The 24,463-nt window shown below is 27.4% G+C and carries 22 protein-coding genes and 2 tRNA genes; 12 read left to right on the top strand and 12 right to left on the bottom strand.

What is annotated here, in order from left to right; all coding sequences use genetic code 4:
- The first annotated feature begins 3 nt into the window (after positions 1-3).
- Complete coding sequence (locus GvMRE_RS11035; RefSeq protein WP_147411300.1) at positions 4-447, top strand: HIT family protein; 444 nt, start codon at positions 4-6, stop codon at positions 445-447.
- Here the strand turns inward: GvMRE_RS11035 and GvMRE_RS11030 are convergent.
- The 4 genes from GvMRE_RS11030 to GvMRE_RS11015 form a co-directional block, all read right to left on the bottom strand.
- Positions 434-829 (bottom strand): hypothetical protein, encoded by a 396-nt coding sequence (locus tag GvMRE_RS11030; RefSeq protein WP_147411299.1) that lies wholly within the window; start codon positions 827-829, stop codon positions 434-436. The two genes, GvMRE_RS11035 and GvMRE_RS11030, sit on opposite strands and share 14 nt — an antisense overlap.
- 1,124 nt (positions 830-1,953) lie before the next feature.
- Positions 1,954-2,175 carry an HMG-box domain-containing protein gene (locus GvMRE_RS11025; RefSeq protein WP_147411298.1) on the bottom strand — a complete coding sequence of 74 codons (222 nt, stop codon included), beginning with the start codon at positions 2,173-2,175 and terminating at the stop codon, positions 1,954-1,956.
- Between the two features lie 2,872 nt (positions 2,176-5,047).
- Positions 5,048-5,869 carry a hypothetical protein gene (locus GvMRE_RS11020; protein ID WP_147411297.1) on the bottom strand — a complete coding sequence of 274 codons (822 nt, stop codon included), beginning with the start codon at positions 5,867-5,869 and terminating at the stop codon, positions 5,048-5,050.
- Positions 5,870-5,880: 11 nt separating this feature from the next.
- A complete protein-coding gene (locus tag GvMRE_RS11015; RefSeq protein ID WP_147411296.1) occupies positions 5,881-7,362 on the bottom strand; it encodes a coiled-coil domain-containing protein in 1,482 nt (493 codons plus the stop codon).
- A 361-nt stretch (positions 7,363-7,723) separates the two neighbouring features.
- On the opposite strand from GvMRE_RS11015, the gene GvMRE_RS11010 reads away from it, so the two are divergent.
- The 7 genes from GvMRE_RS11010 (at position 7,724) to GvMRE_RS10980 (ending at position 12,172) form a co-directional block, all read left to right on the top strand.
- Complete coding sequence (locus GvMRE_RS11010; RefSeq protein WP_147411295.1) at positions 7,724-7,954, top strand: hypothetical protein; 231 nt, start codon at positions 7,724-7,726, stop codon at positions 7,952-7,954.
- A 690-nt stretch (positions 7,955-8,644) separates the two neighbouring features.
- On the top strand, positions 8,645-8,887 hold the full coding sequence (locus tag GvMRE_RS11005; RefSeq protein ID WP_147411294.1) for a hypothetical protein: 243 nt from the start codon (positions 8,645-8,647) through the stop codon (positions 8,885-8,887).
- A 14-nt stretch (positions 8,888-8,901) separates the two neighbouring features.
- Positions 8,902-8,978, top strand: a tRNA-Val gene (locus GvMRE_RS11000).
- Between the two features lie 20 nt (positions 8,979-8,998).
- Positions 8,999-9,074 (top strand) — tRNA-Thr (locus GvMRE_RS10995).
- Positions 9,075-9,090: 16 nt separating this feature from the next.
- Entirely contained in the window at positions 9,091-9,780 is a 690-nt protein-coding gene (locus GvMRE_RS10990) for a hypothetical protein (protein WP_147411293.1), read from the top strand.
- A complete protein-coding gene (locus GvMRE_RS10985) occupies positions 9,762-10,967 on the top strand; it encodes a hypothetical protein (RefSeq protein ID WP_147411292.1) in 1,206 nt (401 codons plus the stop codon). The genes GvMRE_RS10990 and GvMRE_RS10985 overlap by 19 nt, the downstream gene beginning before the upstream one ends.
- A gap of 53 nt (positions 10,968-11,020) precedes the next feature.
- A complete protein-coding gene (locus GvMRE_RS10980) occupies positions 11,021-12,172 on the top strand; it encodes a hypothetical protein (protein ID WP_147411291.1) in 1,152 nt (383 codons plus the stop codon).
- Between the two features lie 550 nt (positions 12,173-12,722).
- Here GvMRE_RS10980 and GvMRE_RS10975 read toward each other — a convergent pair.
- Positions 12,723-13,346, bottom strand: a complete 624-nt coding sequence (locus GvMRE_RS10975; protein WP_147411290.1) for a hypothetical protein — start codon at positions 13,344-13,346, stop codon at positions 12,723-12,725.
- A gap of 158 nt (positions 13,347-13,504) precedes the next feature.
- Here GvMRE_RS10975 and GvMRE_RS10970 point away from each other — a divergent pair, with 158 nt between their 5' ends.
- Positions 13,505-14,047, top strand: a complete 543-nt coding sequence (locus GvMRE_RS10970) for a PTS glucose transporter subunit IIA (RefSeq protein ID WP_147411289.1) — start codon at positions 13,505-13,507, stop codon at positions 14,045-14,047.
- On the opposite strand, the gene GvMRE_RS10965 is transcribed toward GvMRE_RS10970, so the two are convergent.
- Positions 14,027-15,559, bottom strand: a complete 1,533-nt coding sequence (locus GvMRE_RS10965) for a helix-hairpin-helix domain-containing protein (RefSeq protein ID WP_147411288.1) — start codon at positions 15,557-15,559, stop codon at positions 14,027-14,029. The two genes, GvMRE_RS10970 and GvMRE_RS10965, sit on opposite strands and share 21 nt — an antisense overlap.
- A gap of 154 nt (positions 15,560-15,713) precedes the next feature.
- Here GvMRE_RS10965 and GvMRE_RS10960 point away from each other — a divergent pair, with 154 nt between their 5' ends.
- Entirely contained in the window at positions 15,714-16,214 is a 501-nt protein-coding gene (locus tag GvMRE_RS10960) for a hypothetical protein (RefSeq protein ID WP_147411287.1), read from the top strand.
- A gap of 146 nt (positions 16,215-16,360) precedes the next feature.
- A complete protein-coding gene (locus GvMRE_RS13975) occupies positions 16,361-16,510 on the top strand; it encodes a hypothetical protein (RefSeq protein WP_172575386.1) in 150 nt (49 codons plus the stop codon).
- Positions 16,511-16,911: 401 nt separating this feature from the next.
- Here GvMRE_RS13975 and GvMRE_RS10955 read toward each other — a convergent pair whose 3' ends face one another.
- Together GvMRE_RS10955 and GvMRE_RS10950 are read right to left on the bottom strand one after the other, a co-directional pair.
- The gene (locus GvMRE_RS10955) at positions 16,912-17,217 is read right to left on the bottom strand and encodes a hypothetical protein (protein ID WP_147411286.1); all 306 of its coding nucleotides are present in this window, start codon (positions 17,215-17,217) and stop codon (positions 16,912-16,914) included.
- A complete protein-coding gene (locus tag GvMRE_RS10950; protein WP_147411285.1) occupies positions 17,204-18,121 on the bottom strand; it encodes a lecithin retinol acyltransferase family protein in 918 nt (305 codons plus the stop codon). Before GvMRE_RS10950 ends, GvMRE_RS10955 begins: the two co-directional genes overlap by 14 nt.
- 779 nt (positions 18,122-18,900) lie before the next feature.
- Here GvMRE_RS10950 and GvMRE_RS13970 point away from each other — a divergent pair.
- Positions 18,901-19,056, top strand: coding sequence for a hypothetical protein (locus GvMRE_RS13970; protein ID WP_172575385.1), 156 nt, complete (start codon positions 18,901-18,903; stop codon positions 19,054-19,056).
- A 253-nt stretch (positions 19,057-19,309) separates the two neighbouring features.
- Here GvMRE_RS13970 and GvMRE_RS10940 read toward each other — a convergent pair whose 3' ends face one another.
- The 4 genes from GvMRE_RS10940 to GvMRE_RS10930 form a co-directional block, all read right to left on the bottom strand.
- Positions 19,310-19,858, bottom strand: coding sequence for a hypothetical protein (locus GvMRE_RS10940; RefSeq protein WP_147411283.1), 549 nt, complete (start codon positions 19,856-19,858; stop codon positions 19,310-19,312).
- A gap of 365 nt (positions 19,859-20,223) precedes the next feature.
- Complete coding sequence (locus GvMRE_RS14430) at positions 20,224-20,352, bottom strand: hypothetical protein (RefSeq protein WP_281267977.1); 129 nt, start codon at positions 20,350-20,352, stop codon at positions 20,224-20,226.
- Between the two features lie 182 nt (positions 20,353-20,534).
- Positions 20,535-21,059 (bottom strand): hypothetical protein, encoded by a 525-nt coding sequence (locus tag GvMRE_RS10935; protein ID WP_147411282.1) that lies wholly within the window; start codon positions 21,057-21,059, stop codon positions 20,535-20,537.
- A 296-nt stretch (positions 21,060-21,355) separates the two neighbouring features.
- Positions 21,356-24,340, bottom strand: coding sequence for an exonuclease domain-containing protein (locus GvMRE_RS10930; protein ID WP_147411281.1), 2,985 nt, complete (start codon positions 24,338-24,340; stop codon positions 21,356-21,358).
- Positions 24,341-24,463 lie beyond the last annotated feature (123 nt).

The raw sequence follows: 24,463 nt of genomic DNA, 5'->3' as shown, positions 1-24,463 counted from the left end.
TATATGAGAAAAATTTGTCCATTTTGCCAAATCGTTGAAAAACAAGTTTCTGCTTACATAATAGCTGAAGATAGTCATTGTCTATCATTTTTAGATATTAATCCTGCTAGCGAGGGACACATTCTGATAATTACTAAAAGGTGCGCCAAAAATATCATAGGATTGAAACAAGCAGACTGAAATAGTATTTTACCTCTTCTTAAAAAAGTGGTTAGAAAAATTCAAAAAACTTTTCCAGGAGTTCAAGGATTTAATTTTATTAGCAATATGAATGAGGATATAAAAAAACAAGTTGCTTATCAAAGCATTCCTCATTTTCATATCCATATTATTCCAAAATACAAAAAAAACAAAGGTTTTATTTGAAAAATTCAAAAAGAAAAAAAAATTAATTTAGATGAATTAGCAAAAAAAATGAAAGTAAAAAAAACAATTAAGTGTTTGTAACTTTCTTGGGTAAAAAGATTTTTAGTGGAGAACTAAACTCGTCAAACATAAAATTGACTAAACATTCTGCATAATCCTGTGGACTATTAGGTAATGGCAAATTTTTATAACTAAGGTACGCCTTCATTGTTTGACAAGCATTATGTCGAATAAATGGTATAATAATATCTTCAATAATTTTTTTAGAGTTAATAAGTTTTAAATCAAGCAAACGAGAAATTCTATCGCTCTTGAATTCGTCTTCTAATGCTGTATAACATCCTGCTTGATGCTGGCAAAATAATTTTATTTGTTCTGTCGCTACTTTATAAACATCTAATATGTTTGGTGTTGGCAGAACAGAATTAGAAAAAAAAGTGTATGCTTTTTCTCCATTTATCATATTTCTCAATGATGATAGTTGTTCTGGACTGTTAGATAACATAGGATAGTTATTTTCCCTAGAAATTATTGTAATTCTTTTGTTTTCTGATTGTTCTTGTGGCGCTGTGCATATAAAAAGCTTTACGTGCATCTTGTCAATTCCATCAATTGAAGCTTTCGATAGTTTAGGTATAATCTAAATTAAAATATGAACAAAACGTCATAAACACTAATGAAAAAAGCAAAAGAAAGCTATCAAAAAAAAAATCAAAAAATTCAAACCGCATAGTCAAATTCTTGCAATTCTTGCTGAATTTTTTGCATTTGTTCTGAAGTAAAATTCTCCGTCATAATTTATATGTGTAAAAATTAACAATTAAATCAAAGTAGAAAATCCAATGAGATATTTCCAAAGGAAAGCAAATCATCAATATGATAAAAATTGAAAAGAACTGAAATTTAGAAGTATTTATAATAAAATGAAAAAATGCAAATGAAGATGGTACATAAGTATCATTAAGAAATCTCTTTGTTGTCTAAGTTTGTAAATCTTACTAATAAATTTGCTTCTTTCTAAGAAAGAAGAAACAACAAAATTTTATTAGAAAAGCATAAATAAGCAAACAAATGTACCGCTATTATTAATAATCAGAAACTAGACGATTATTGCTTATAAATCCATAATTTAAAATAATTATTCAATCCATTTTTGAAGTGCTTAGTCTAGTCATAAAACTTGTGGCAGGTTGTCAAATTTTGTACATTTAGCCCATTTATTCTCTGAATGAACGATTATTACGAAATAACTAATTACTATTAAAATATGAAAATTATCTTGTTTGACAACTCCTAAAAGATAAAATTCCTGCTCTTTTTTAAATAATATACTCTTTTATATGGATAGTATTTCTGTTTCAAAGATAAAATAAAATAAATTTAATTTAAAAATATTGTTATTGAATTAGAAAAATAAAGCTTAAATCACAGCCTAAATTTTTTAAATATTAGTTACAGAATCGAAATATTGTTACTACTCATTTAGAATTGACAATAGAGATAAAACATCAACAAACGGATGAAAAATCTTTATTAATTCTTTCCAAAATAATTGGTTGAATTAATAATAGTGGAAGATTATTAGTATTAAATTTTTATTTTCTTTCAATCTGTTTTTTCTTTCTTTCTAGTATTATTGCGGAATTGATGATATTTATAATTTGGGCAATTTGTTTCATTTTCTGACTTTTTATCTTCTGCCAATTTTTTGAATCTATCCTTGACTTCTTCTGTTTCTTCTTCCCATTTTTTTCCTATTACTTTCAAGAGGCAATATTTGCTAATATCAGAATGTTCTTTTCTCATCATAATATATCGAGGAAGCTTTTTAATCCGATAATTGCCTTTATTAAAAAGAAAATAAGTCCGTTTTTTTTGCAGTATTTAATCCTGACGCTTCAAGATGATTTTAGGAACACAAATCAAAAAAGAAAAAAAATGAGCTTTGTGTAATATTTTCAGTGCTAAAAAATATTTTTACAAATCTAGCATCATAAATATTCATGATTAACACTTAGTCAGTATTTATAGCACAAACATAGTAATTTCTTTTAGATCTTTATCTTAAGATTATCTTCTAAAATCTCACGAAGATAAAATTTAAATTGTTTGCATTTCTTTTAAAAAGAACTAGTCTTGTTTTTATCTATTCTTCATACTCGTGGTCATAAAAGCAAAAAAGTGAGTTGTCTTTTTTTAGTTAACTTTTTGTTCACTAACTTAACGAAACATGGATAACGAATCTAAAAATAAGTGAAAAAAAGAAAAAACTGCAGTTTAAAATAGGAATTGGAGTAGGGGATTGATTCAACAATAGCAACTTCTAGAGTTATTATTGTGAAAGAAATTACTAATTATTGTTTTAGAAAGAGAAAGAAAATAACAAAGTAAGGTCTGCTCGCTGATCAGACTATAAAAGAAATTTAGTTAGTAATACTCAGACAATTTAATTGTTCGAACGTTTTATGCGTAGATACAGAACTTTTAGTAAGATTTTTACTTCCCTCTGGTACTTATCTCGTTTTACTATAACACGTTTATTTTGTTTATTTCTAAGTTTATTCTTATTTATAAAGAATATGAAGAAAGTATTATAGTAAGAAAGATTCATAAATTTTGTAATTTATTACTTGATAATAAGAATAAGAGTAAAAACGTACTTTTAACTACCTTTTTTCAAAAAGATAAACATTTTGAAATCAAACAAATATCTTTAAAGTAATACTGAATCAATGGTTTTAACAGTCAATAAGAAAGCGCAAGAAGGATGATTTTGATTGCAATAAATATCGCGGCTTCTTTATACTTGGATGACATTTTGGTGCAAATATTAGACTTAGAGATAGAAAACTTCAGATTTATAGGTTTAGTTGAAATGTAAGTAACAAACAAAAATATTTAATTGAGAAATACAAAAGAATTTATGCTAATAATTTTAATTACACATAGTGCAAGAACCCTAGTTCCTTTCATTATGAGAACGTAACTTTTGCAATTTACTGACAAAAACTAAGAACATGGAAGCGATTTTTTTTTTTATGCACTGTTTTAAGCTAAAAAAAATGCTTTAGTAAAGTATGATTTCTCTAATGATTTAATGTTTGTGTTCCGTAATTTGTAATAAATTTTTTTCCTAAAACAAAACCGTGAACAATTTAAATTTTCGTTGTAAGATTTACACAAAATGCAATCTATAAAAAGTAAAAAATGTTTGTTTATTGTTATTTATACGATTGTATGAAATACATCTCTTTCATATGTATTTAAGTGAAATTGGTTAATTATATCTTTATTTATACTAAGACTAAAAATATCTAAAATATACATAAACAGCTAATATTTTCCAGACTTCAGACTAAATATTTATTAATTTGATTAAAAAAAAAAATCACTACTACGTATAAAAATCTATTAATTGTTCATACGTTACTATGAGCCAGCTATACGTTGTATAATAGGAAGAGAAGGAGAAGGAATAATTTATGAAAAAAAACTAATAAAGTGATTTATCACAGATTTTGGTTTATGTAAATCAATTGTTTGCGCAATTATAGATAGAAATTTTTATCAATTTCTATTTCAATGTCAAGTATAAATAATTCTTAAATAGTTAAAAAACCTAATCCGTAAGAAATATATAATAATCCTTTTTAGATTCAAATTAAGTCTTGTCTTTTGACACAATTCCTATTTATAAAATTTTTGTAAAATCCATTGGAAAAAATGATTCTTATAAACCTTAGCATTGATTGCTAGAGGGCGGTCAATGGTTCTTCATTTCATTTATCTTGTTCCAAATAGTTTAACAATAGCTTAATAGTACACCATCGTAGTAATCAATTCCATAGCATGGCGGGAAAACCTTTCTTATAGATAAAATATGTTTTACACTTCAACATATGTTGTAAACTTGTACATAATTTTTCTTAAATCTTAAAGATATTATTTATTGTTATCTATAACAAATTATTAATGTCTAAATTATGCTTTTCTAATAATTTTTTTCGTTGCATTTTTATTCATTTCTTGTTATAAAAATTATTTCAAAACCTCTTTTTAACCACAGTAATCCATGTTGCTGAATATGCTGAATAGAACCTTAAAATATAGTCTCTATTTAAGAGTATTCCTTTTACTTTGCCGTTTCAATTAATTCATGAGACGAGACAAACATCTTTACCTTAGGATAGATTTTGAATAATATACATGTTTTGTCATAATATATAAAAAGTATATTCGATAAATATCTTCCCCTTTACATCCTTAATTATAATGCAAAAATAGCAAAGGTTTTCATAATTATTGTGTTTTAATTTTGTTTTGTTAAGAGTAATATTTCATAATTGTATTTGTCAAAAATAAAGCAAAAAAACGACTGATTTTTATAGAAACATTCTCTTTTTCAAACTTCTCTATAAAAATACATAACTACAACAAATGAACAATTGATAAAAAAAAGGCTATTGTTATAATATTATGATATCACAATTGCTCGCATTTTTTATTGTTTAGCTTAATTCTGTTAGTTTCACCACTATTTTAAAGTTTAAAGCATTAAAATTAATGCAGGAAGTAATAGTAAAAAATAACCAAATTTAAGTGTAACCAGCGCGACTTAAAAGAAAAAATAATTGATTTGGTCACACTTTTGTTCTGTAAAAATTTGTTTTTTTTTATTATATTATTTTCATAATTTAGAATTAAAAGCGGGAAAAATTTCAATTTTAGACTGGTGTTCTTGTTGTTTTTTATATAGATTACATTTTTCTTTAATTTCTATAATTTGCCTTTCTAGTAAAATTATTTTTTCATTTAGGTTTGAAATTTTCCTAACCTTTTCGTAATAAACATCACTATGTTGTTTATATACCTCAAAAATTTCTTTTCCTTCTGGTGTTTTTTCATTTTTGGTATCAAGTTTCAGTCATTGGTCACGGATTGTAGTTAGCTCTAAATATCTTTCTTTGTTTTTTTGTTCTTTATTAGAAAATCGTGCTTTTTTTGAAATTAATTTTTTTTCAATATTTTCTATTTTCTGATAATTTTGATGAAGATAACTTTCGTCTTTTAAATTATATGTTTCGGTTGTTTCATTGTATGTTTCTGTAAAAAATTTTTTAGCTAAAAAATTTTTTACACTTTTTATAGTTTCGAAAAATGACGTTTCTTTCTCATCATTGATTCTGATTTTTAATATATCGTAGTCATTTTCTTCTTCGTTATCTGTAGTATCTTTAGTTATTAAGTTACCTACTCTTCTCTTTTTTATCTCTTCTTTATCTTCAAAATTTTCTTCATTTTTTTTTCTTTTTTTGTTTCTTTCTAAGCAAATCTTTTTTGATTTGAGATCCTTTGTTTCATGAGTAATATTTTTTCTCTTCTTCGTTCTTTTTACACTAATTTCATTGTCATTAACAATCTCTGATGACGGATTGGTTAAAAGAATATTATCATTATCATCACGTCAATCAGCACTATAATTTAATATTTCTTTAGGAACCATTTTTATCATGATTATAGGGTAATATTTCTTTTAATTTCTTTAATGTTCTTCATCTTTTTTTTGCTCAAAATTGATGCTAAAATGACAAACATAAACGTTGCTAATATACCTATTGTTTCTTTACTTCAGATAGTATCCAATGCTTTTTCTTTTTTTATCTCAGATAACTGGATTCGAAAAGATTTTTGTTGAATAATTATTTCTGACTCTAATTGAGATTTCTGTTCTTCAACTTTCATTAATCTTTCCAACAATTTTTTGTCTTTGACTTTTCCCGGTGAGTTTTTGACATAATTAACAATTTCAAGAACGTTCAAGCGTCTTTTTGGTATTCTTAGTTTACATTCCCGATTAATAAAATCAAGAACTTGCGTATGTTTAGCTTCATTGTCTAACCGCTTTTGTAATTCTTTTATTTCTTCAGCAAGGGTTCTTGTTTTTTCCCTTTCTGACATGTATTTTTTACCCGCTTTTGTAATTCTAGCATTAGCATCTTCTTGTATTTTCTCTATTTCTTCTTCGGACCTAATTTGAAGACTTTTAGTATCAACTACTTCGTCTTGAAGTTTACCTTTATCCTTTTGTAGTTCTTTTATTTTGTTATAATATTCATAGTATTGACTTTCAAGTATTTCAATTGTTTTTTCAGCTGTTTTGAGAGATTTTCTAATTTGTTTGTTCTCTTTTTTTTCAGCTTCATACTTTATTCGAACTAATTCACTATTTTCTTTTATTGTTTCATTTGTTTCTTCGTTGGGCATAATTATTAAATTTCTTTCTGTTTTTTGAGCATTATTTTTAGAGTTTTTTTTTTTATTAAAAAAATTATAGATAAACTTAACAATTTGGTAGCAATTAAACGAATTTAAACCTCAGCTTATTATTTTTTCGGCTTTTTCTTTACTATAATATTTAGTTTCTCAGTCTTTAAAAAAATATTTTAGATATTCTGAATTTCTTAATAATAATTCAATAAACTCTTTTTTAGTCAACTCTAATTCATGTTTTAATGGTTCTTCTAATATTTTTTGTATTGTTCCAAGAAAAACTTTATCATCCTTTTTTGATGCTATTGGAGCTAAAGTTAATTGCTTATTGTCGTCTTCTTTATTATTATTATTGTCTTCAATGCTTATCTCATCATTTAGAACAAAAAAATTGGTTTCTTTAAAATTATTTGTTTCCTCAAAGGGGTATTCTAATCATGAATTTAGTAAGCAAAAAGCTCCACTTCCTACAATTCCTGTGGTAGCGGCAGCAACTTTAAAAGTATGAGAATTAAAAATAAAAGCATCGGTTCCATTAATAGCACTACTCATAATTGCCATTGACATACCAATTCTAATAGCATTATTTTTAAAAAAAATACCAGGTCCAGGAATTTGGCTAAATAATTTTTTTTGTTTATTTTTACCATTGTCTTCTCTGTTATTTTTGTCAGAGATCGGATTGATGATTTTTACATTTTTTTTTGTTTTGTCATTGTTTTTCATAGTATATTTGTTCTATTTATTTCGTTTTTTAATTTTTAATATCTATACTCTGGACAATTTTATAATTTCTATCTTCTAGTTCTTATCAACTTTATTTGTTAATGTTAAAGAAAGAAAAATTCAAGCAAGAAAACAATAGAAGTAGTTTTTACAAATCTCCTTTTATTGCTCTGCAAAATAATTGTAATATTTTTGAGCTTCTTAAATTCTTTTCGCTTATAATAAAGTTTAACATAATCGAACTAGACAATAAATAAAATGCATTGCAAAAGATATAAAATATAATTTAGACTAAAAGTTTAATAAGAAGAACTATTTGTGTATCAAATTATCAAAGCTACTAGTTATAAAGATTTTGCTCATGAAGAAGAATAATATCCCTACATATATACTAGGATTAGAGTTAAAAAAAAATTGTCCACGAGGTGTAAGAAATAGGTTGGTAAAATGGTTGTGGTGCAATAGCGATAAAAGATTAAAAAGAAACGTTTATTTGCTAAGAGAAAATAAATATCATTTATGACTAGAATATTATAGTCCTTTAGTAGAAAGATTTGGAAACAATTTTGCCTATCAAGCAGTTTTGAATTAATGAAACAATTATGGATTGTTATTTAAAAATATATTTAAAAAGAATAATTTAGAAATGCTTGATAGTAAATACCTCAAGAACATATAAGCTCGTAGTTCGTAAGAGGAAGAAGATCATCTCTACAATAGTTGTTAAGCGGACATCGTGCATTTACTGATGCGCTAGTATTTACGTACTTACAGTTAAAAATAAATCTGGGATAATAAGGATCACAACGAGAACCATCATTTATAAAGCAAGTCATTATATTCGGATTATAAGGTTCAGATTCTATTTGATCCAATTGATCTACTCTTCCTTGAAAATAGTAAGAAGGAAAGTTCGAAATATCTGATACAGTCAAGAGAGGAATAGCTAAGAAAAACAAAAGAGTAGAAAAATACATCTTGAAAAAAAGTAAAACAAAACTTAATCTTCTGATTTTTACTTTTTTATAAATCAGAAACATGATATAAAATTGACAAACAATGCTAAAATTCTTTTATTGTATTTTCGTGTATTTTAAATGATGTACTTTTTGTATAACGTCTGCTGATTTTTCTCTTTCTTCTTATTATAGTATAAAGCATAAGAAGTAAAAATTAAATAATGTAAAAGTAAAATGAATTTTATTTTCACGAAGACAAGTAAAGAAAATGAATATATTTAGCATACACGTTCAAAAAAAAGTAAAACAAAAACTAAGCTACTTTGTTAAAGGCACTATCAGGCAAAGTTGGACAACAAAAAACAAAAAATTTAATAAAGAAAAAAATTAGTGCTTTATTTAGGTATGCTGGACGTGGACCCACTGTTTTCCAACCAAACATTCATTGTTCGCTGTTTCTTTCTTCTGATGCTAAACCTGGAGAATCAGGTAGTGAAAATAGTAAAACGGAAATAATGTTTTGTATTTTTAGTCTAACTGAACTATTTGATTGAATAGATTATTAAAAATGTTAATATAGGGAGTGTTAGCTCAGTTGGGCAGAGTGTCTGTCTTACAAACAGAAGGTCGCTGGTTCGAACCCAGCACGCTCCACCATAAACAATTAATTGGTTAAAGCTGACTTGGCTCAATTGGTAGAGCAACCGCCTTGTAAGCGGTAGGTTAGAGGTTCAATTCCTCTAGTCAGCACCATTTCCTTTAGATTATCATGAAAGATCTCGAGTTTGGTATCAAAAATTTTAAAAAACCTTTTATAAAAAGGGAGATTATTGCACAAATAATTAGAAGTATAAACTCAAAGAAAACTAATTATCAGCTTCGTTTGGCAGATGGAGAAGCAGAGATTTTTTTTGATAATTTATTTTTGGTTTATAGAGTTCAAATTAATCCTTCAAATGTTCTTTTATGCGATACCTTTACAAATAAAACAATTACGAATATTTGTGAAAAGCAACTTCAAATAGATGATTTTGATGAATGACTAAAAGCTGTTGCGAAAGGGGCTCATCTTGAAGAAGATTTGAAAATGCTTGAGACGTTCTTAAAATGCATTCTTTTTATGGCTGATTCTAATGCAGAGTTTTTTACTGCTTTTACTTTTGTTAGTAATTGCGAAAAAATAGAAAACAAACTAAGAGAAAAGCCATTTGATCCAGAAAAAATCTCGGGTTTATTAAGGACGATGGAATCATTTTTCGAAACTGTTAAAAAATATTCAAGTAATTTAGCTGTTTATGCAACTTTTAAAAAAAGTTTTGAAGATCTAATTGAAACAGCTAAATTAAGTGTACAAAAACGAAAGCCCCCTATTATAAAGTTCATTAAAGAGAATAAACTTAATAAAAATACGTCAGAAAAACTACAATCTATTCATAAAATTTGTCAAAACAACAAATAGATTTAAAAGGATTAGCAGAACTTTATTTCAGTGCAATAAAGGATATTATAGGAACTATATCTTGTTTAAAAGAAGATGAAGCTAGTCTACTTTTAAAAATCTTTTTTAAAATAAGCGATAGATTAAAGATATTTGCGAAAAATCGGTTGTTTTATAAAAGATTAGAAGAAACCAGCGATAAAGAACTAAAATTGCTATTAAAATTTATTGAAAATTTCTTTTCTGATTGAAAACGCATTTCTAATGAAAAATTCTCTGCGAAAATTTCGATCAAAGCGAAATTTTCGATCGAAGAAACTTTTTACAACGCTAAGAAAATTCTTAAAAATTTAAGCAATAAAGAGCAACAAAAAACAAAAAATTTAATAAAGAAAAAAATTAGTGCTTTATTTAGGTATGCTGGACGTGGACCCACTGTTTTCCAACCAAACATTCATTGTTCGCTGTTTCTTTCTTCTGATGCTAAACCTGGAGAATCAGGTAAATATACTATTGAGATTAGAGATGATCACCCCGCTCTTACTAATGCTTCCCAACAATTTTGGAAAATTCTGACTGATCAAAATAAATATCAGACAGTAAAACTTACCTGATATAAGTCTGAAGAAAATAAAAAACTATTTGAAAAAGATGATTTTATTGAAATAGAAAAAGATGAACTAGCTCCTCTAATTAAACAAGCTCAGAAGGAAAATGACTCTGTGAAACTAGCAAAATTAATTAATGATATCAAAACCTATCACAACAAACCAATTTATTTAGACTATTCTCAAAAAATAAATGATTTAGTTAATAAACAAATAGATTTATCTAATCAAGAAACGTCGGTTTTATTAACTAATTTAAAAAAATTAAACATTAAACTTATTGAGAAAGAATTAAAAGCACTAGATAAAAGTAAAGATTTAAGCAATCTAATAACAAAATTAGCCCCTGAAAACCAAAATTTTGTTAATGAAATTAACTTAGCCGGAGAGCAAGACCAGATTGAAACAATAAAAAACCGAGTGTCTACAGATATTGCCAAGGTAAAAGCAACTATAGCTAAAGAAAAAAAAAATCTGTTAAAAAATAATAATGATAGTTTGACAAAAAACTTATTGTATGGATCATTATTTGCTATTATTGTTTTATTAGTCTGTTATCTAGTAGTGAAAATAGTAAAAAAACCCTCATGAAGGAAATAAAAGCTATGTGTCACGAAAACTTAAAAATTAAAAAGCGTTAAAATTACATGAACATGATACAGAAACGAGAAAATTTGTCACCCTATAATTATTCATATATTTTCCTGTCTCAGGCAGTACTTCGTTCTTCTTGTTGAGCTGCTTTCATCTTAGTTATTACCACTATCGGAAAAAGGTTAGTTGAAACAGATTTCTTAGAAGCTATATATAAATTATTTGGAAAATCAATAACATTTTCTCATTTTTTTATTGGCGGAACTAATGTTGAAGAGAAATACAAATTGCTTAATTATATTTCTCTTCTTGCTGTAGGAATTATGATTTTAGAAGTTCTTTCTCTTTTGATTAACAATTATCTTTGAAAAAGAGATAAGTATATTGAAAATAATAACTTTTATCTCCATAACAAGTTAATATTTATCTTTAATAGCCTTATTCATGCTGCTAGTGCTTTTTTATTGACTTTTTCTTTTATCAGTTTCTTTACAGTTATTCTCTCTTTAACACTTATAATCTTTAATACTGTTTTTTTTTCAAAAAAAAGAGAAAAGGAACCGCAACTAGAAGTCTTTTTTTCGTGAAATAATATCCATATTCGCGAAATCTTTATTTACTCAATTGCTATTATTTTTATTCTTCCCTTAGTCATTGGGCGTTTTCAAAAATTTAATGAGTTAGCAAAAACAGAATCTTCTGAAGGATTAGCTAAAATTTATCAGGAATTTATTAATAGTTCGGATATAGCAAAACAGGCTACGGAGTTGTTAATAACTAAAGGTAATTACAGTCTTTTCCACTGGATTGTTCTTGTTATTTTTATCAAGAATTTAATTAAAAGAAGGAATAATGAATTTAGCGAGTTTTGAACTAAAGTAAATGAAATAGAAAAAAAAGCAAGCAATTTTGTACGTTATTACTATTATCAAGAAAATTGAGCCATCACTAATAATATTACCATTAACTTAAGCGATTATAATTACTTGAAAAATATTCCTAATTTTCTTAATAAGAACTATTTAGAAGAAGAGTTTAATGTCAACAATTTTTCTCAACAGAATAAAAAAGTTGTCAAATATATAGAATTTTGCTGAAGAAAAATTAAAGAACAGAATAAAAGAAATTTCTTTATCTATTGTTTATTTAACGAATTTAGTTCTTGAGATGATTGTATGAGAACTGAGCAATCGTTTAAGAACATCGAATAAAAATCTGTAGTAGTAACCGCTATCGTTATTCTTTTTGTTCTTTATTAGCGACTTGTTTGTTTTCTAATGATTTCAAAATTAGTTATAATTTCTTTTTTCTCTTTTTGGTTTTACTATACTCATTGACACGTTGGTTCAAATTTATTCTAATAATTCTCTTTAAATTTCAGTAATTTGGCATTCTTTTAGTAAGCATCTATAATAACTTTCAACATTTTTTAGAGTAAATTATTTGGCAAGGATAAGTCATAAAACAGGACTGTCAAAATGCTCTTCGATTTGTAAATAAAAATTTTTTTTGACTCGTAAGTTTCTAACTCATTTGTTATTGTTTTTTGATTTTAGATATGACATATAATAGATATATCTTGTTCTTGCTGACCTGTTTTTAAGAAGTAACAAGCAGAAGTATCAGACAATTTTTTTCTAATTAAGATTTGGTTAGTGATATTTTTTAAGAATGGTTGAATTAAATTTAAGTTTATCCTTTCTGCTTTTATCAAAATTGCTAGAATCGAAACAGTTACGTTTTTGATCAGTAGCAGCCTTATTAAACTCTGTTTGCTAAAGAAGGATCGGTTTTGATTATTTCTAAGATCTCAGCTTTTCTTCCTATTTTCACGTCTGGTTCACTTAATACTATAAAAATTGAATTGAACTCTATGTTATTTACATTTGGTTTAATATTGTTATTTCCAAAGTATCGATAATCATTATCTTTATTTTTTTCAAAAATAATTCAATAATTTCCACTTCTAATTTTTTCGTCTAATTTTTCTCCTATTCATTCCTCGCTAGCCTCAAATTTTTTTTCTAAAAATGTGATGAATTTTTTTTTACAAGTCGCTTTTCTGTCTTTAGCAATCTTACTTAAATGATCAATTAAAAGAGAAGAACAAGCACGAGAGTTAAAAGAGTTAATTTCACATTCCGACAAAGTCTTTACTTCCTGTTGTAAATTAAAAGCGAAATATTTTTTTAGTTCTAATCTTTTTTCAAGTAGATACTCTTCAATTTGTTCGTTAGTTATTTTGCCATTTTCATTTTTAAAACCATTTTTCCTGGAATTTGAGGTTTCGGTTCAAAAAGCTGCGCCTCATAAAACAAAAAAACTTCCTCCAACAAAAAAAATAATAGCCGCTATTATTCAAAACAATAATCTCTTTGTTTTCATAATTTTTTTTTTACTAAAAAAGCCATTGAAATACATTGCTTTAGTAACAACACAATCTCATTTTACAAAAAAATTTCTTTCGGTTAGTTTGTAATTGGTGCGATATTCTATTTTCTAGTTGTTGGTTATTCAACAACCTTCATGCTAAAACTTTTCATATGAAATTTCAAATAAATTGGATCAGATTGAAAAGTTTTTTTCTTTGATCAATAAACTGTCATACTGTATCTCTCTCTCCTCCAATTAGATCTCTATCTATCAAAAAAAAAGAAAAATCGTTGTTGGGGAAAGCCTATTATTTTTTCATTTTAAAAGATTGAAAAGTTAAAAGTCCGTTAGAAGGCACTATCAGCAAAATTTATCCTAATTATGCTCTGCAAATAACTAATGAAGAAGGGCTGCAAATATTGATTGATATTCAGATTGATAAAACAACTTTGATCCTTCCAAACAAAATATTTCGATGTAAAGTGAAAGAAGGACAATGAGTCAGCTCAAAAACTACTCTTTTCTTAATATATTTTGAAAAACAAGTCATCAGCGTTGTAGTATATATTCTTTGACAACCTGAAATCATAGAGAGGATAGGTGAACTAAAGACAAATGATGAAGATTATTTCGTAACAGTTTATTATCGAAATCCTTCTAACACTTTATTGCTTAAAAGGCATGGCAAATATTTAGCTGACGTTGATAATTAAATTATACCTTTCCATATTTTCTAATTGTTGAAGGTGATTGATGTTTAGTATTTCATTTAGTTCCTCTTTTCAATTATTAGTAATTTGACCTTTTTCTTGCCGATAAGCAATGATTTTCTCAGCCAACCTTTCCCCAATTCCAGCAATGGCTGTGAAGGGAAAATAAATAGTCTTGTTTTCTATCTTAAAATCTCTGATTTGGGAATTATTAAAATCCAATCCACGAGCAAAACCTAAACCTTTCATTTCCATTTCTAAAACCACTTTTAAAGTAAATAATAAATCCTTTTCTTTGGCTGTCAATTTTCAAATTTTGCCGTTTTTTCGTAGACTATCTATCAGTTTCTTGTCTCCCGAATTATTAATTTTTTCTTGAATACTTTCTAAAACTTTTTCGATATTCATTTTTTCCAAAACGCTTTGAGAAACTGCCTTTCCTTTTGTGATCCTTTGTATCCTCTTTTTCTCTTTATTCAATTCCTCAAAAACCTTAATAATCGAAAGCAATTCTTTTTCACTATTCTTATAATTAGCCAAAGTACTTAACAAATTGTCTAAACGAAAGGTGATAACATCCGAGTCTAAAGTCATTAATCAAATGTCATAAACTGTCGTGTGGTAAGTCAAAAGAACTGAATAAAATTCTTGAGGATGATATACTTTATAAAAAGCAGTTCGTCAAGCAGTCATGACGTAAGCAATAGCGTGTGGTTTGGGGAAAATGTATTTTATTTTGCTTAATATAGAAAAATATAATTCACCTTCTTTATCATTCAATTTACTCTTCATTTCTTCTTTGATATTTTTTGGTAATTTTTCTCATTTGCCTTTACGAATAAATTCAGTAGCAGTGAAAGCATTTTTGTTGTCTACTCCTCAAGAGACTAAGAAATTTCAAATATCTTCTCGACAAGCAATTAGCTTATCTAAGGGTAATTGATTATTTTTGTAGATAGCATGTTGATTTTGAGTTCAAACATTAGTTCCATGTGAAAAACCTGAAATTTGAACCAATTGAGAAAATTTATTTGGTTTTAAAGGAATTAGCAGGTTTCTTTTAACAAAATCAGTGCCAAACTCGGGTATTCCTAAAGTGTCAGCATTAGTAAAAAGCTGCATTATTTTTTTATCACAAAAAGATATTTTACTTGGACTAATTTTAGTTAATTGAAATAATTTTTGTAACAATGTAGGTTCATCATGACCTAAAATATCGACTTTTAAAAATATTTTTGAAAGAAAATTGTATTCAAAGTGGGTAGTCAATCATTCCGCTTTGCGGTTATTTGCTGGGTAGTTTAAGGGAGTATATTTTTGAATATCAGTATTAGGTAAAGTAATTAATAGTCCGCCGGGATGTTGACCGGTGGTACGTTTAATACCTTTTAATTTTTCAATTATTTCTAATTTGGGTTTTTCTTTTTCTTCATTAATCGTATACCATATTTCTCTTATTTCTTTTTCTTTTTCATTAATTTTTTTTCTTATTTCTTCAGCCGATTCTTTTCTCATTATTATAAATTTAATATCTTTTTTTTTGAATACATCTTACCAACAAAATCTTTTGTTTTATTTTAAAAGGCTTTAACGCTGATTATATTGCTTTCTAAAAGAACAACCGCAGCTTATTGTTATGTATTCTATGTAGTGTAAGTTCTTTTGCTTTATGCAGCTACTAATATCATATCAATTTTTTTGAGTTCCAATAGTCTATTTCCGCTTTTCTATCTCTAATCCTTCTGAAAAAGTTGAGTTAAGCGAAGCACCCGAAGGCAGCAATGACTTATTAACAGCTGAAAAGTACGAACAATTGACTTCGTTTAAAGGTAAAGAGGGTCGTAATCAAGAACAAACCCAAAATGAACAACAAACCGAAAGGCAAAAGAAATCAACCGCCAAAAATCAGCATCGAATAATTGGACTCTCTTTATTTTACACAAAAACAGCCGACTTTAATTATGACTTTTGAGAGTTTGCTAACCGAAGTATCAAAAACCCTTTTGAAATTAGATTCGAACATTCAGACTTATTATGTAATCAACTACACAATAATAATAATGTTTTTTCTACTTTGCCTTTTGATTGTCGTTTTAGTCAGTTTCAACAATTAATTAAAGTTGGTAAATGACAAGGGGAGGTAGGTTTATTTTTTGTCATATTAAACTAATTTTTAAGCGAAAATGAGTGTTTTTATTGTTTTTTTTTATGTTTCCCATAACCCTTTTAAAGCTTTTTTTAATATTTCAGTAACATCCCAACCTATTTTTTTTGATGTCTATACTTGATAGCATTTCCAAGCGAAAGTTAAATATTGTGGTTAACAATCAAATCGAATTTAACGAAAAATATCCTAAGGAAAAAGAAAGTATTAGAGTTGCAAGTGGAGGTAAATTTGAAGGACAATTAATTATTGAAGATTATTTACAGCTAAAAAAGTTATTTTTTAAAGGCAATTTTTATTAACTTTATTAACTTCCCTGAACCTTTTTATCTTTTGAGAGGGAAGGTTTTTATATTCCTATTATTATCCTTTTTTCTTTATAATTTCATTTTTCTTTTGCTTCTTTTCTTTAAGTTTCCTATATTTTTATATTAAAAAGTTTTTTGAATGATTTATATAGTATATTTTAGATATTTACCACCCTCTATTGTGGCAGGATGGAAAAATCCTTACAAATTAGAGGAGGTAGAAAGAGGGTTGGGGATTTTTTTTTTGGTTCTTTTTTACAAGCCATGACTACTCGTAAGCAATAATGGGTAAAGCAAACACATAATTACTAAGATTATTAAAACAAACGCTATTCAAAAAATTAATTTTCCAATCATTATTATTACATTATCCGACAAGGATGCTTAGGTATAATTTAAATATTGGCTTTTATCCTATCTGACAATCGATTATCCTTTTCGCCTAATTTGTTATTACTTTCTCTCATTTCATTAATTAACTTAATGGTTGAGCCTTTGTTATTGTTTATCTCAGAGTATTTATTTGCCAAATTTGCAGTAGCAACAGTACCGCTTGCAGCAGCTATAGCTGAAGCAGCACCTAATAATAAAGAGGCTCCACCGGTAGCAGGAGCCAAAGCAACTGAACCAATAACATTAAAAAGTCCTAATCCTGTTATAGTTCCCATAGTAGCACCAGCCGGAACATTAACTGAGGCCATAAGCATTCTTTTTTTTTTGCTCTATCTGCCCTGAATAATTAATCCCATAAACGAGCATGTTAGCAAAATGCTCGCAGTTTCTATTTCGTAAATCATAGTTATTATGTCAAAAATTATTGTCGACAGCCCAAACAATTTGTTCGGCTATCCTTCGTAAATATTTAAAAGGTATCATGGAATGATAAACAACAGCTTCAGAACTGTCTATATTACCATCAAAACCATCAAATTTTTTAAAATCTTCCCAACTGTCAATATAGGTTCCATTTCTATCCTTAGAAAAATGACAAACTTCGCCATCACCAACGTACACTCCAACATGTTCATAAGAAACGCTAGATACTTTTAAAACATCAAATACCTTTGCATAATCACTTATATTATCAACAGGAACTTTTACATCTAATTGCCCTGGTGCAAGAAAAGGACCATATCTTATCTCTCATTTTTGAGGCACATCTCTCTTTATCACATAAGGACTAGTAATTATACTATCAAAACGCTCATAAGAATTAGTTTTAGGATGAATATCTAGCATAGGAGCATCATACCAACCATTACTATTTTGTAGTTTATTTTTTAGGTATTTAGCCTTATCTCTAGCACTTGATAAATTACTATGATCACTTTTATACTTTATAGCTGACAACTTTTCACTCATGCTTTTTACGGATGGCTCAAAAACTACTATTCAAATATAATAAGGATAAGAGGAAGAAGAATTACAATTAATCACATAACCACAGTTTTTATTAAACCAAGTTTCAAAGGTTTCTACTTCTCTAATATTGCTGATACTATGATGCTTTTTTAATTTATCAAGACATTTTTCGTGATAAGAACAATAATCTTTCCAAGAATAATCAGTACTAGTAGAGCAAGAATTTGCTTTGCAAGTTGTCATAATATATTATTTTATGGTTTTTTTGCTTTAAATGTTGAATAAATATTTAACTAAAACCCTTAAGAATTATTTTTTAAGAAAAAGCCTGTTCTCCTTAGTTATTTATCACTAATTTTTTATTCAGAGAATAAGCAAGTAAGTTTTATCAAGAGTTCAGGAAGTAAAAAAGCCTGTTGTTCAGGAGTGTTGTTTTTTAGTAAGATATCTATGTTTCAAGAACTCTGTAAAAAATTTACTGAATCTCCAATACTTTATAAAACATTATCTTAATTCAATATCTCACTTATTAAATCTCTCTTTTAACTCCTCAATGCTCTCTAACTTCACAAATCGCCTTCCATTTTTAATTAAATCATAAGTAATTCTAAAAAAGCATGGAGTTCCTTGGCGGTTCTTTTCCTCCGACTAAGCAATAAACATGAATGCCCCTAAATGTCCTAATATAAGACTGCCAACTTTTAAATACTTTAGTTCAACCCCTACTATCTAAATCCAAAGCACAAAACCAATAATTACCAATCTTGGTTCCTGTTCTCAACCCATACTCCTCATTTTCCTTCAATAATTCTTGAATGCTCTGCTTCTCTGTATAATTCGAGTAAGTAAGGAAAAATTAACAGTTGAATTAGAAGACCATCGAGAAATTAGTGTTCTAATTAGTTGATTAGCTAATAGGTGATTTTTCTTAAAAGATCTTAAATCTGAACAATTAAAGAATTATAAAATTTGGGGAGGGAGCTATACTTTGCTTTTTCCTGATATTGGTGAAAGTGTGACAGTTGGAGTATTTATCCAAGGAGAAAATTATTCTTGCTAATTTATTAGGTAATTGTGAAATAACTAAAAAGGATTTTCAAGAAAAGGAGCTAGGAAAAACTATCGATTGAACGAAATGAGTTGAAGCAACTTTTAAAGAAATCCAAAAACCAAAATAACCAACACTATAAATTAATCCAACTAAGTCAATTCATAATCATAATTCTAAAAAAAAACGTTATGCCAAATCCAAATAATCTTTTTGTCAAACCTTTTACTAACTTGGTCTTAAAAATAAAAATACCTCTCCTTATAATTTTGCTGGGAATTATACTCAACTACTAAAAAGTAAAGTAAATTATAAAGCAACTGTTAAGTAAAAGAAATATAAAATATTAATCAATAAATTTCCTTGATATTAAACTATTAAAACTAATAATTATTGCTAATTTTACTTAATCAATAAACTAAATAACTTTCTAAACAATGAATACTCACTCTCTTATTTTTATACATTCACCCTTTACCTCTTCCTACTTTATACTCCACTCAACTTAATAATTTTTGGGTCTTACAGTCCAAATCCTTTATCTGATAAGTTACACTCATCTTATTAAGGTTTTGATGCTTTGCTTCTACTAACATTTTTTTGGTTAATTCTTTCACTCTCAAAACATTTACTTTTTCTATTTGCTTTACTTCTAAACACTCAATAGCCCCTAATAATCTAAACAAATTTAATCCGTCCTTGGTTCTTTTATGGATGTAATTAGTATCCTCAAAAAGTAAGATATTAGGCTGATAATCTCTTACTAGTTGTTGAATAAATTTATAATGTTCTTTTCAATCTTTACCTTGATATTGCAAAAACTCCTCCACTTCTCCATTTCTGAAATATATTCCTGTTGTGCCTGTGCCTGAAGGATCTATACTTAAAATCTTATCAAACTCTTTATTAAAATTATTAAGATTTTGTTTCATTTCTAACTTTTATTTGGGCTAACAATCGATCTATTGATTTATGTCTCTAAATTTCAGCATTCCTTCTTTTAAGTATATTTACTTGTTTGACAATAAAAAAAACCAAATTATAGGAAGATGATTAAAGGACTGATATGTATTTTTCTGACCATTTCGACCTAATCAACTATCAAACTCTTCTCAATATTCTAAACCTTAGTTACGTTTTAAAAAACAAGAATAATATTACAGTGTTAGAAATTAAGATAGTCTTTTAATTCATTTTTAGCATTTTTATTTAATCAAAGTATTCTACACAGTATCATAAAATATTCTGATAAGCCTTTTTTTATTTAACAATTCTGCAGCTTTTTCAATAACATTTTTTATCTCTTCATAATTCCTTGGTCTATTCTTCCCGCCTGCTGTCCAAAAAATCAAGAGACTAACTCTGCAGGATTAAAAGAATAATGCGTTTCTTCCAAAAAGTCATAAAAAACTTCCTTTGCTGGCATTAGTTTTAAGAATGATCGAACTTTTTGTTAAAAAAGAACTAATTAGTTTTTAAACATAGTTAACTAATTAGGAAGAAATGTAGAAACTACCATTAATTTGATAATTTATAAGTGATTAAAATAAATGCATAATGGTTTTTTTTTCTCCTTCAATATTAGTCATTTTTAGATGTTTCATAAATTTATTGTTTTTTAATTAACAAAGGGTCATTACTTTTCAAAAATTTTACAGTTTCTTCTTTGCTGTAAAAAATATTAACTCATTGAGATATTACATTAAAAGTAATGCCATTGGAAAAATGATCTTTTCCTCAATTTGTTACATAATCACTAATAATATTTTCATTTTTAGCAATTTTTTTATCAAAAACAATGTAGATTTTTCCATCAGTAATTTTTTGGTTCAATTTTTCTTCTTCTCATTCAGTGTCGGAAACTGCACAAAATCAAATAAAGTCTTTGGTTTTGCCAGTCAAATTAGTAAAATGTTGGGCAAGTAGTTTGTTAAATCCTCGAATTCATGTTATTTTTTTACCATCGCTTCTTTTAATATCAAGAGTCTCTCTTTTTAGCTCTCCTAAATTAAACACAAAATATTTTTTTAGTTCTAATCTTTTTTCTAAAAGATATTTTTCCAATTCTTCTTCTTCAGATAATTGACCATTGTTATCGCTTTGAGTATATTTTCAAACAATTCCCCCAATCATTAAAAAACTAATTATAACAAACAAGAGAATTATTTGCTTTTTTTTTGCATACTAATATTATATTCATTTTGGTAGTATATATCAAGTAAAGGTTTGATTTTCTCGTTAAATACTTTGGCTTTTTCCTCGCCGAGTATAATGATAGGTTAATTTCTTTCTAGTCATGCTAATTTTCTTTAAAAGAATATTAATACTTGATCTACTTATCTTAATATCTAACTTTTTACAAGGATAGTTGGCTATCTCTTGTTGAGTTTTGATGTTATTATTGAGAACATAGGTAGCAATGACTGTATTTAATCTATTTCTTTTTTTTTTAATTCAATCTCTATTTGATATTTTTCTTTACGTATTTCTGAAAGTTTCTTTTCTAAATTTTTTATTTTTTCTCAATCGATTCATTCTTTGTATCATTTTTCTTCCTTAAATTCTTGTTTATTTTCTAGTAAATTTTCCCAATGTTGTCTCTTCTGTTGTTGATGAATTGCTAGATCAGAATCAATTAAGCTTTTAATATGCTCTTGTGAATTAAGCATCTTTCTTAAACTAACGTTTTGTTTTCAAAACATTTCAGCGGTTTGCTGGGATAAAGTGTTGATGGTACCAATTCGATAAACAGAATCTTCTCCTAGTAGTTGTCGCACATAATTATGAGCAGTCTTTTGATATTCACCAGAAAAATTAAGATCAATATCAGGTGTCTTTTCTCCCTCTCAACCAAAAAAGGTTTCAAAAGGTAAGTTATGGCCTTCCATAATTAGTAAAGAAGAACAATTAGGACAATTCTCTTTTTCCTGATAGTCATAGCATGAATAAACTCGGTCTTTGGTTTCATAAAGTTCAGTATAACGGCAACTGGAACAAAATTTATAAAAAGGCAAAGGGTTTAAATCAGTTATTCCACATAAATAGGCAATAAAAGAAGAACCAATTGAACCCCGTGAACCAACCAACGAACCGTCTTGGTGAGTTTTTTGAACCACTTTATAAGCCAATCAATAGATAAAGACATAACGACCTTTAATGATTTGCCATTCTTTTTCTATTCTTTCTTTCACGAATGGTGGTCATTGCTGACCAAATATCTCGTTAGTCCTTTGAGTATAAGCAGATATTAAATTAATTTCTTCTTTTTTAATACTTTCGGTGGTGGAATAATTGAGGGGAGGTTGTTGAATATTAACTTTGCCTATTTTATTTATTAATTGCTGAGGATATTGAAAAATAATCTTTTCTACTAGTTTTTTATTGCCAAGCCAAAGTCAGTTGGCTATCATTTCTTCTAAATTGAGTAAGTGTTGAGTTGGTAAATCAGCAAAGCGGTCTTCCTTTCCTTCGCGAGTGGCTTCATAATATAAATAATGGCGGCTACCATTTATACCTTCATTAGCCACCACAATTTCTTTTAATTTTTTTTCTTTACTTTGACAGTAATGAACATTGTGAGAAACAATGGTGGGAAGATTTAGTCCCTCGGCTGTCCTAATAATTTCTACAATCATGGCTTTTAATTCCATTTCTCCTATTTTTCCACTTAATCATAAATAACGAAAAGTTTCAGGACTGTTTATTTCTATATAATCATAAAACCTCATTGCTTTTTTTCTTTTCTCGTCAGAATTAAAAGCACTAAAAAGAGTAAAAATTTCTCCTTCTCGCCCTCCTGCTGCTCCCACTAAAAGACCCTGACGATATTTGGTTAAGTCAGAACGAAAAACACAAGGTTTTTTAAATAATCTTTTGGTATGAGAAAGAGTTATTAAATGATAAAGATTATTAAGCCCGACTTGACTACAAACTAAAACTTTTACTTTGCGTCCTCGATTAGGAAAATAATCATTATTAATTAATTCTTTTGTTTCTGGCCAATAACTAATTTTTTTTTCTGTTAAAATTTTCAACAATTTTTCTAATAAATCAGCTAATAATTTGCTGTCGGACAGCGCTCGGTGAGCTTGAGAAACTTTTCCTTGACCCGGAATACGGCTCAATTTCTCTAAACTATATGATTTTCGTTCAGGCAACAATATTCAGGATAAAGGTAAAGTATCCACCACCGGATAAGGTAATTCTTCATTAAAACACTCTTTTCAAACTTTATTTAAAAAGCCATAGTCAAAATTACGGGCATTGTGAGCTACCAATATACAATTATCGCCTCATTCTTGGCGGAGAGTTGGCAAAATTTCCTTAATTTTGGGAGCTTTTTTTAATTCGTTAGGGTCAATATCAGTGTACCAGTTGGCAAGAATTTCGGGAGCAATCTCTTTTTCGGGACAAATTAAATACTCTCCTTCCCGAATAATTTTTCCTTGGTGATAAACCACATATCCTATCTCAATTATTTCATTATAAGTTGAAAAAAAACCAGTCGTTTCCAAGTCAAAAGCACAGTAAGTTAATTCAGGTATTTTTGTGGTTAAAAGTTGGTCATTTTTCTTGCCCTGATGATTAAATATATAAGGAGGTAAATCGTCCTCTAACATTTCCAGTTCGCAACCATAAATAATTTTTAAGTCATTGTTTTGGTAAACACTAAATTCAGGAAAAGATTGAACATTGTAATGATCTGTTACAGCTAGAGCAGCATAGTTTTTTTGTTGAGCGTTTTCTATATAATCTTTTGGGCTACTTATTCCGTCTAAAGTGCTAAATTTAGTGTGAACTCCTAATTCAAATAATTTTCTCTCTTTTCATTCTTGAAACAAGTTCAATTTAATCAAACTTGGTTCTTCTTTTTTATTTATTAGCGCAACAGTTAACGATTTTGAGTTATTTTTATTTCTTCTCTCTTTAGTTTTGTTTTTATTCAAAGCGAAACGAATATCAGATAAACCAAGTTTATTTAATATGTTTTTAAGAATGACTAATTTAGACTTTCAAATACTTGTAACTTGATGATTAGGTAAATGTAAATAGACTATATTTTTTGATAACGCAAAGTTTTCTAATATTTTTTTTTGCTCAAAAAAAAATATTATATCCTCTTTATTTTTTCACATAAACGGGGTTGAAAAAATAAACAAAAAATATTCATGAATAATTCTTTCATTAATTACTACTTCATGAATATTTTTAACCTTTATTTGAAAATCAAGACATTTGAATAAATAATTTAATTTGTTATAGATAGAATAAAAAAGTTTACTAAGTGCCTCTCCTGAAAGCAAGCGAGAAATACTAATCTCTAAGCAGTTATAAGAAACAACACAATTAATTCATGCTTCTCTTAGTTCTTTGTCATTTTCTATTTCTAGTTCTTTAGAGAATTTGGAAAACATTTAGGAAATTAAAAAATCAAAAAAATTTATATAGAGGATTTTATTATGCTATCAATAATTCTTTATAGTTTAATTTTGTTGTAAAACCTTGTTAAACAAGAGGAAGAAATTTCTCTACTACAT

The sequence above is a fragment of the endosymbiont GvMRE of Glomus versiforme genome, assembly GCF_003546845.1.
The sequence above is the reverse complement of the archived record's forward strand: the minus strand, read 5'-3'. Positions and strand labels throughout refer to the sequence as shown.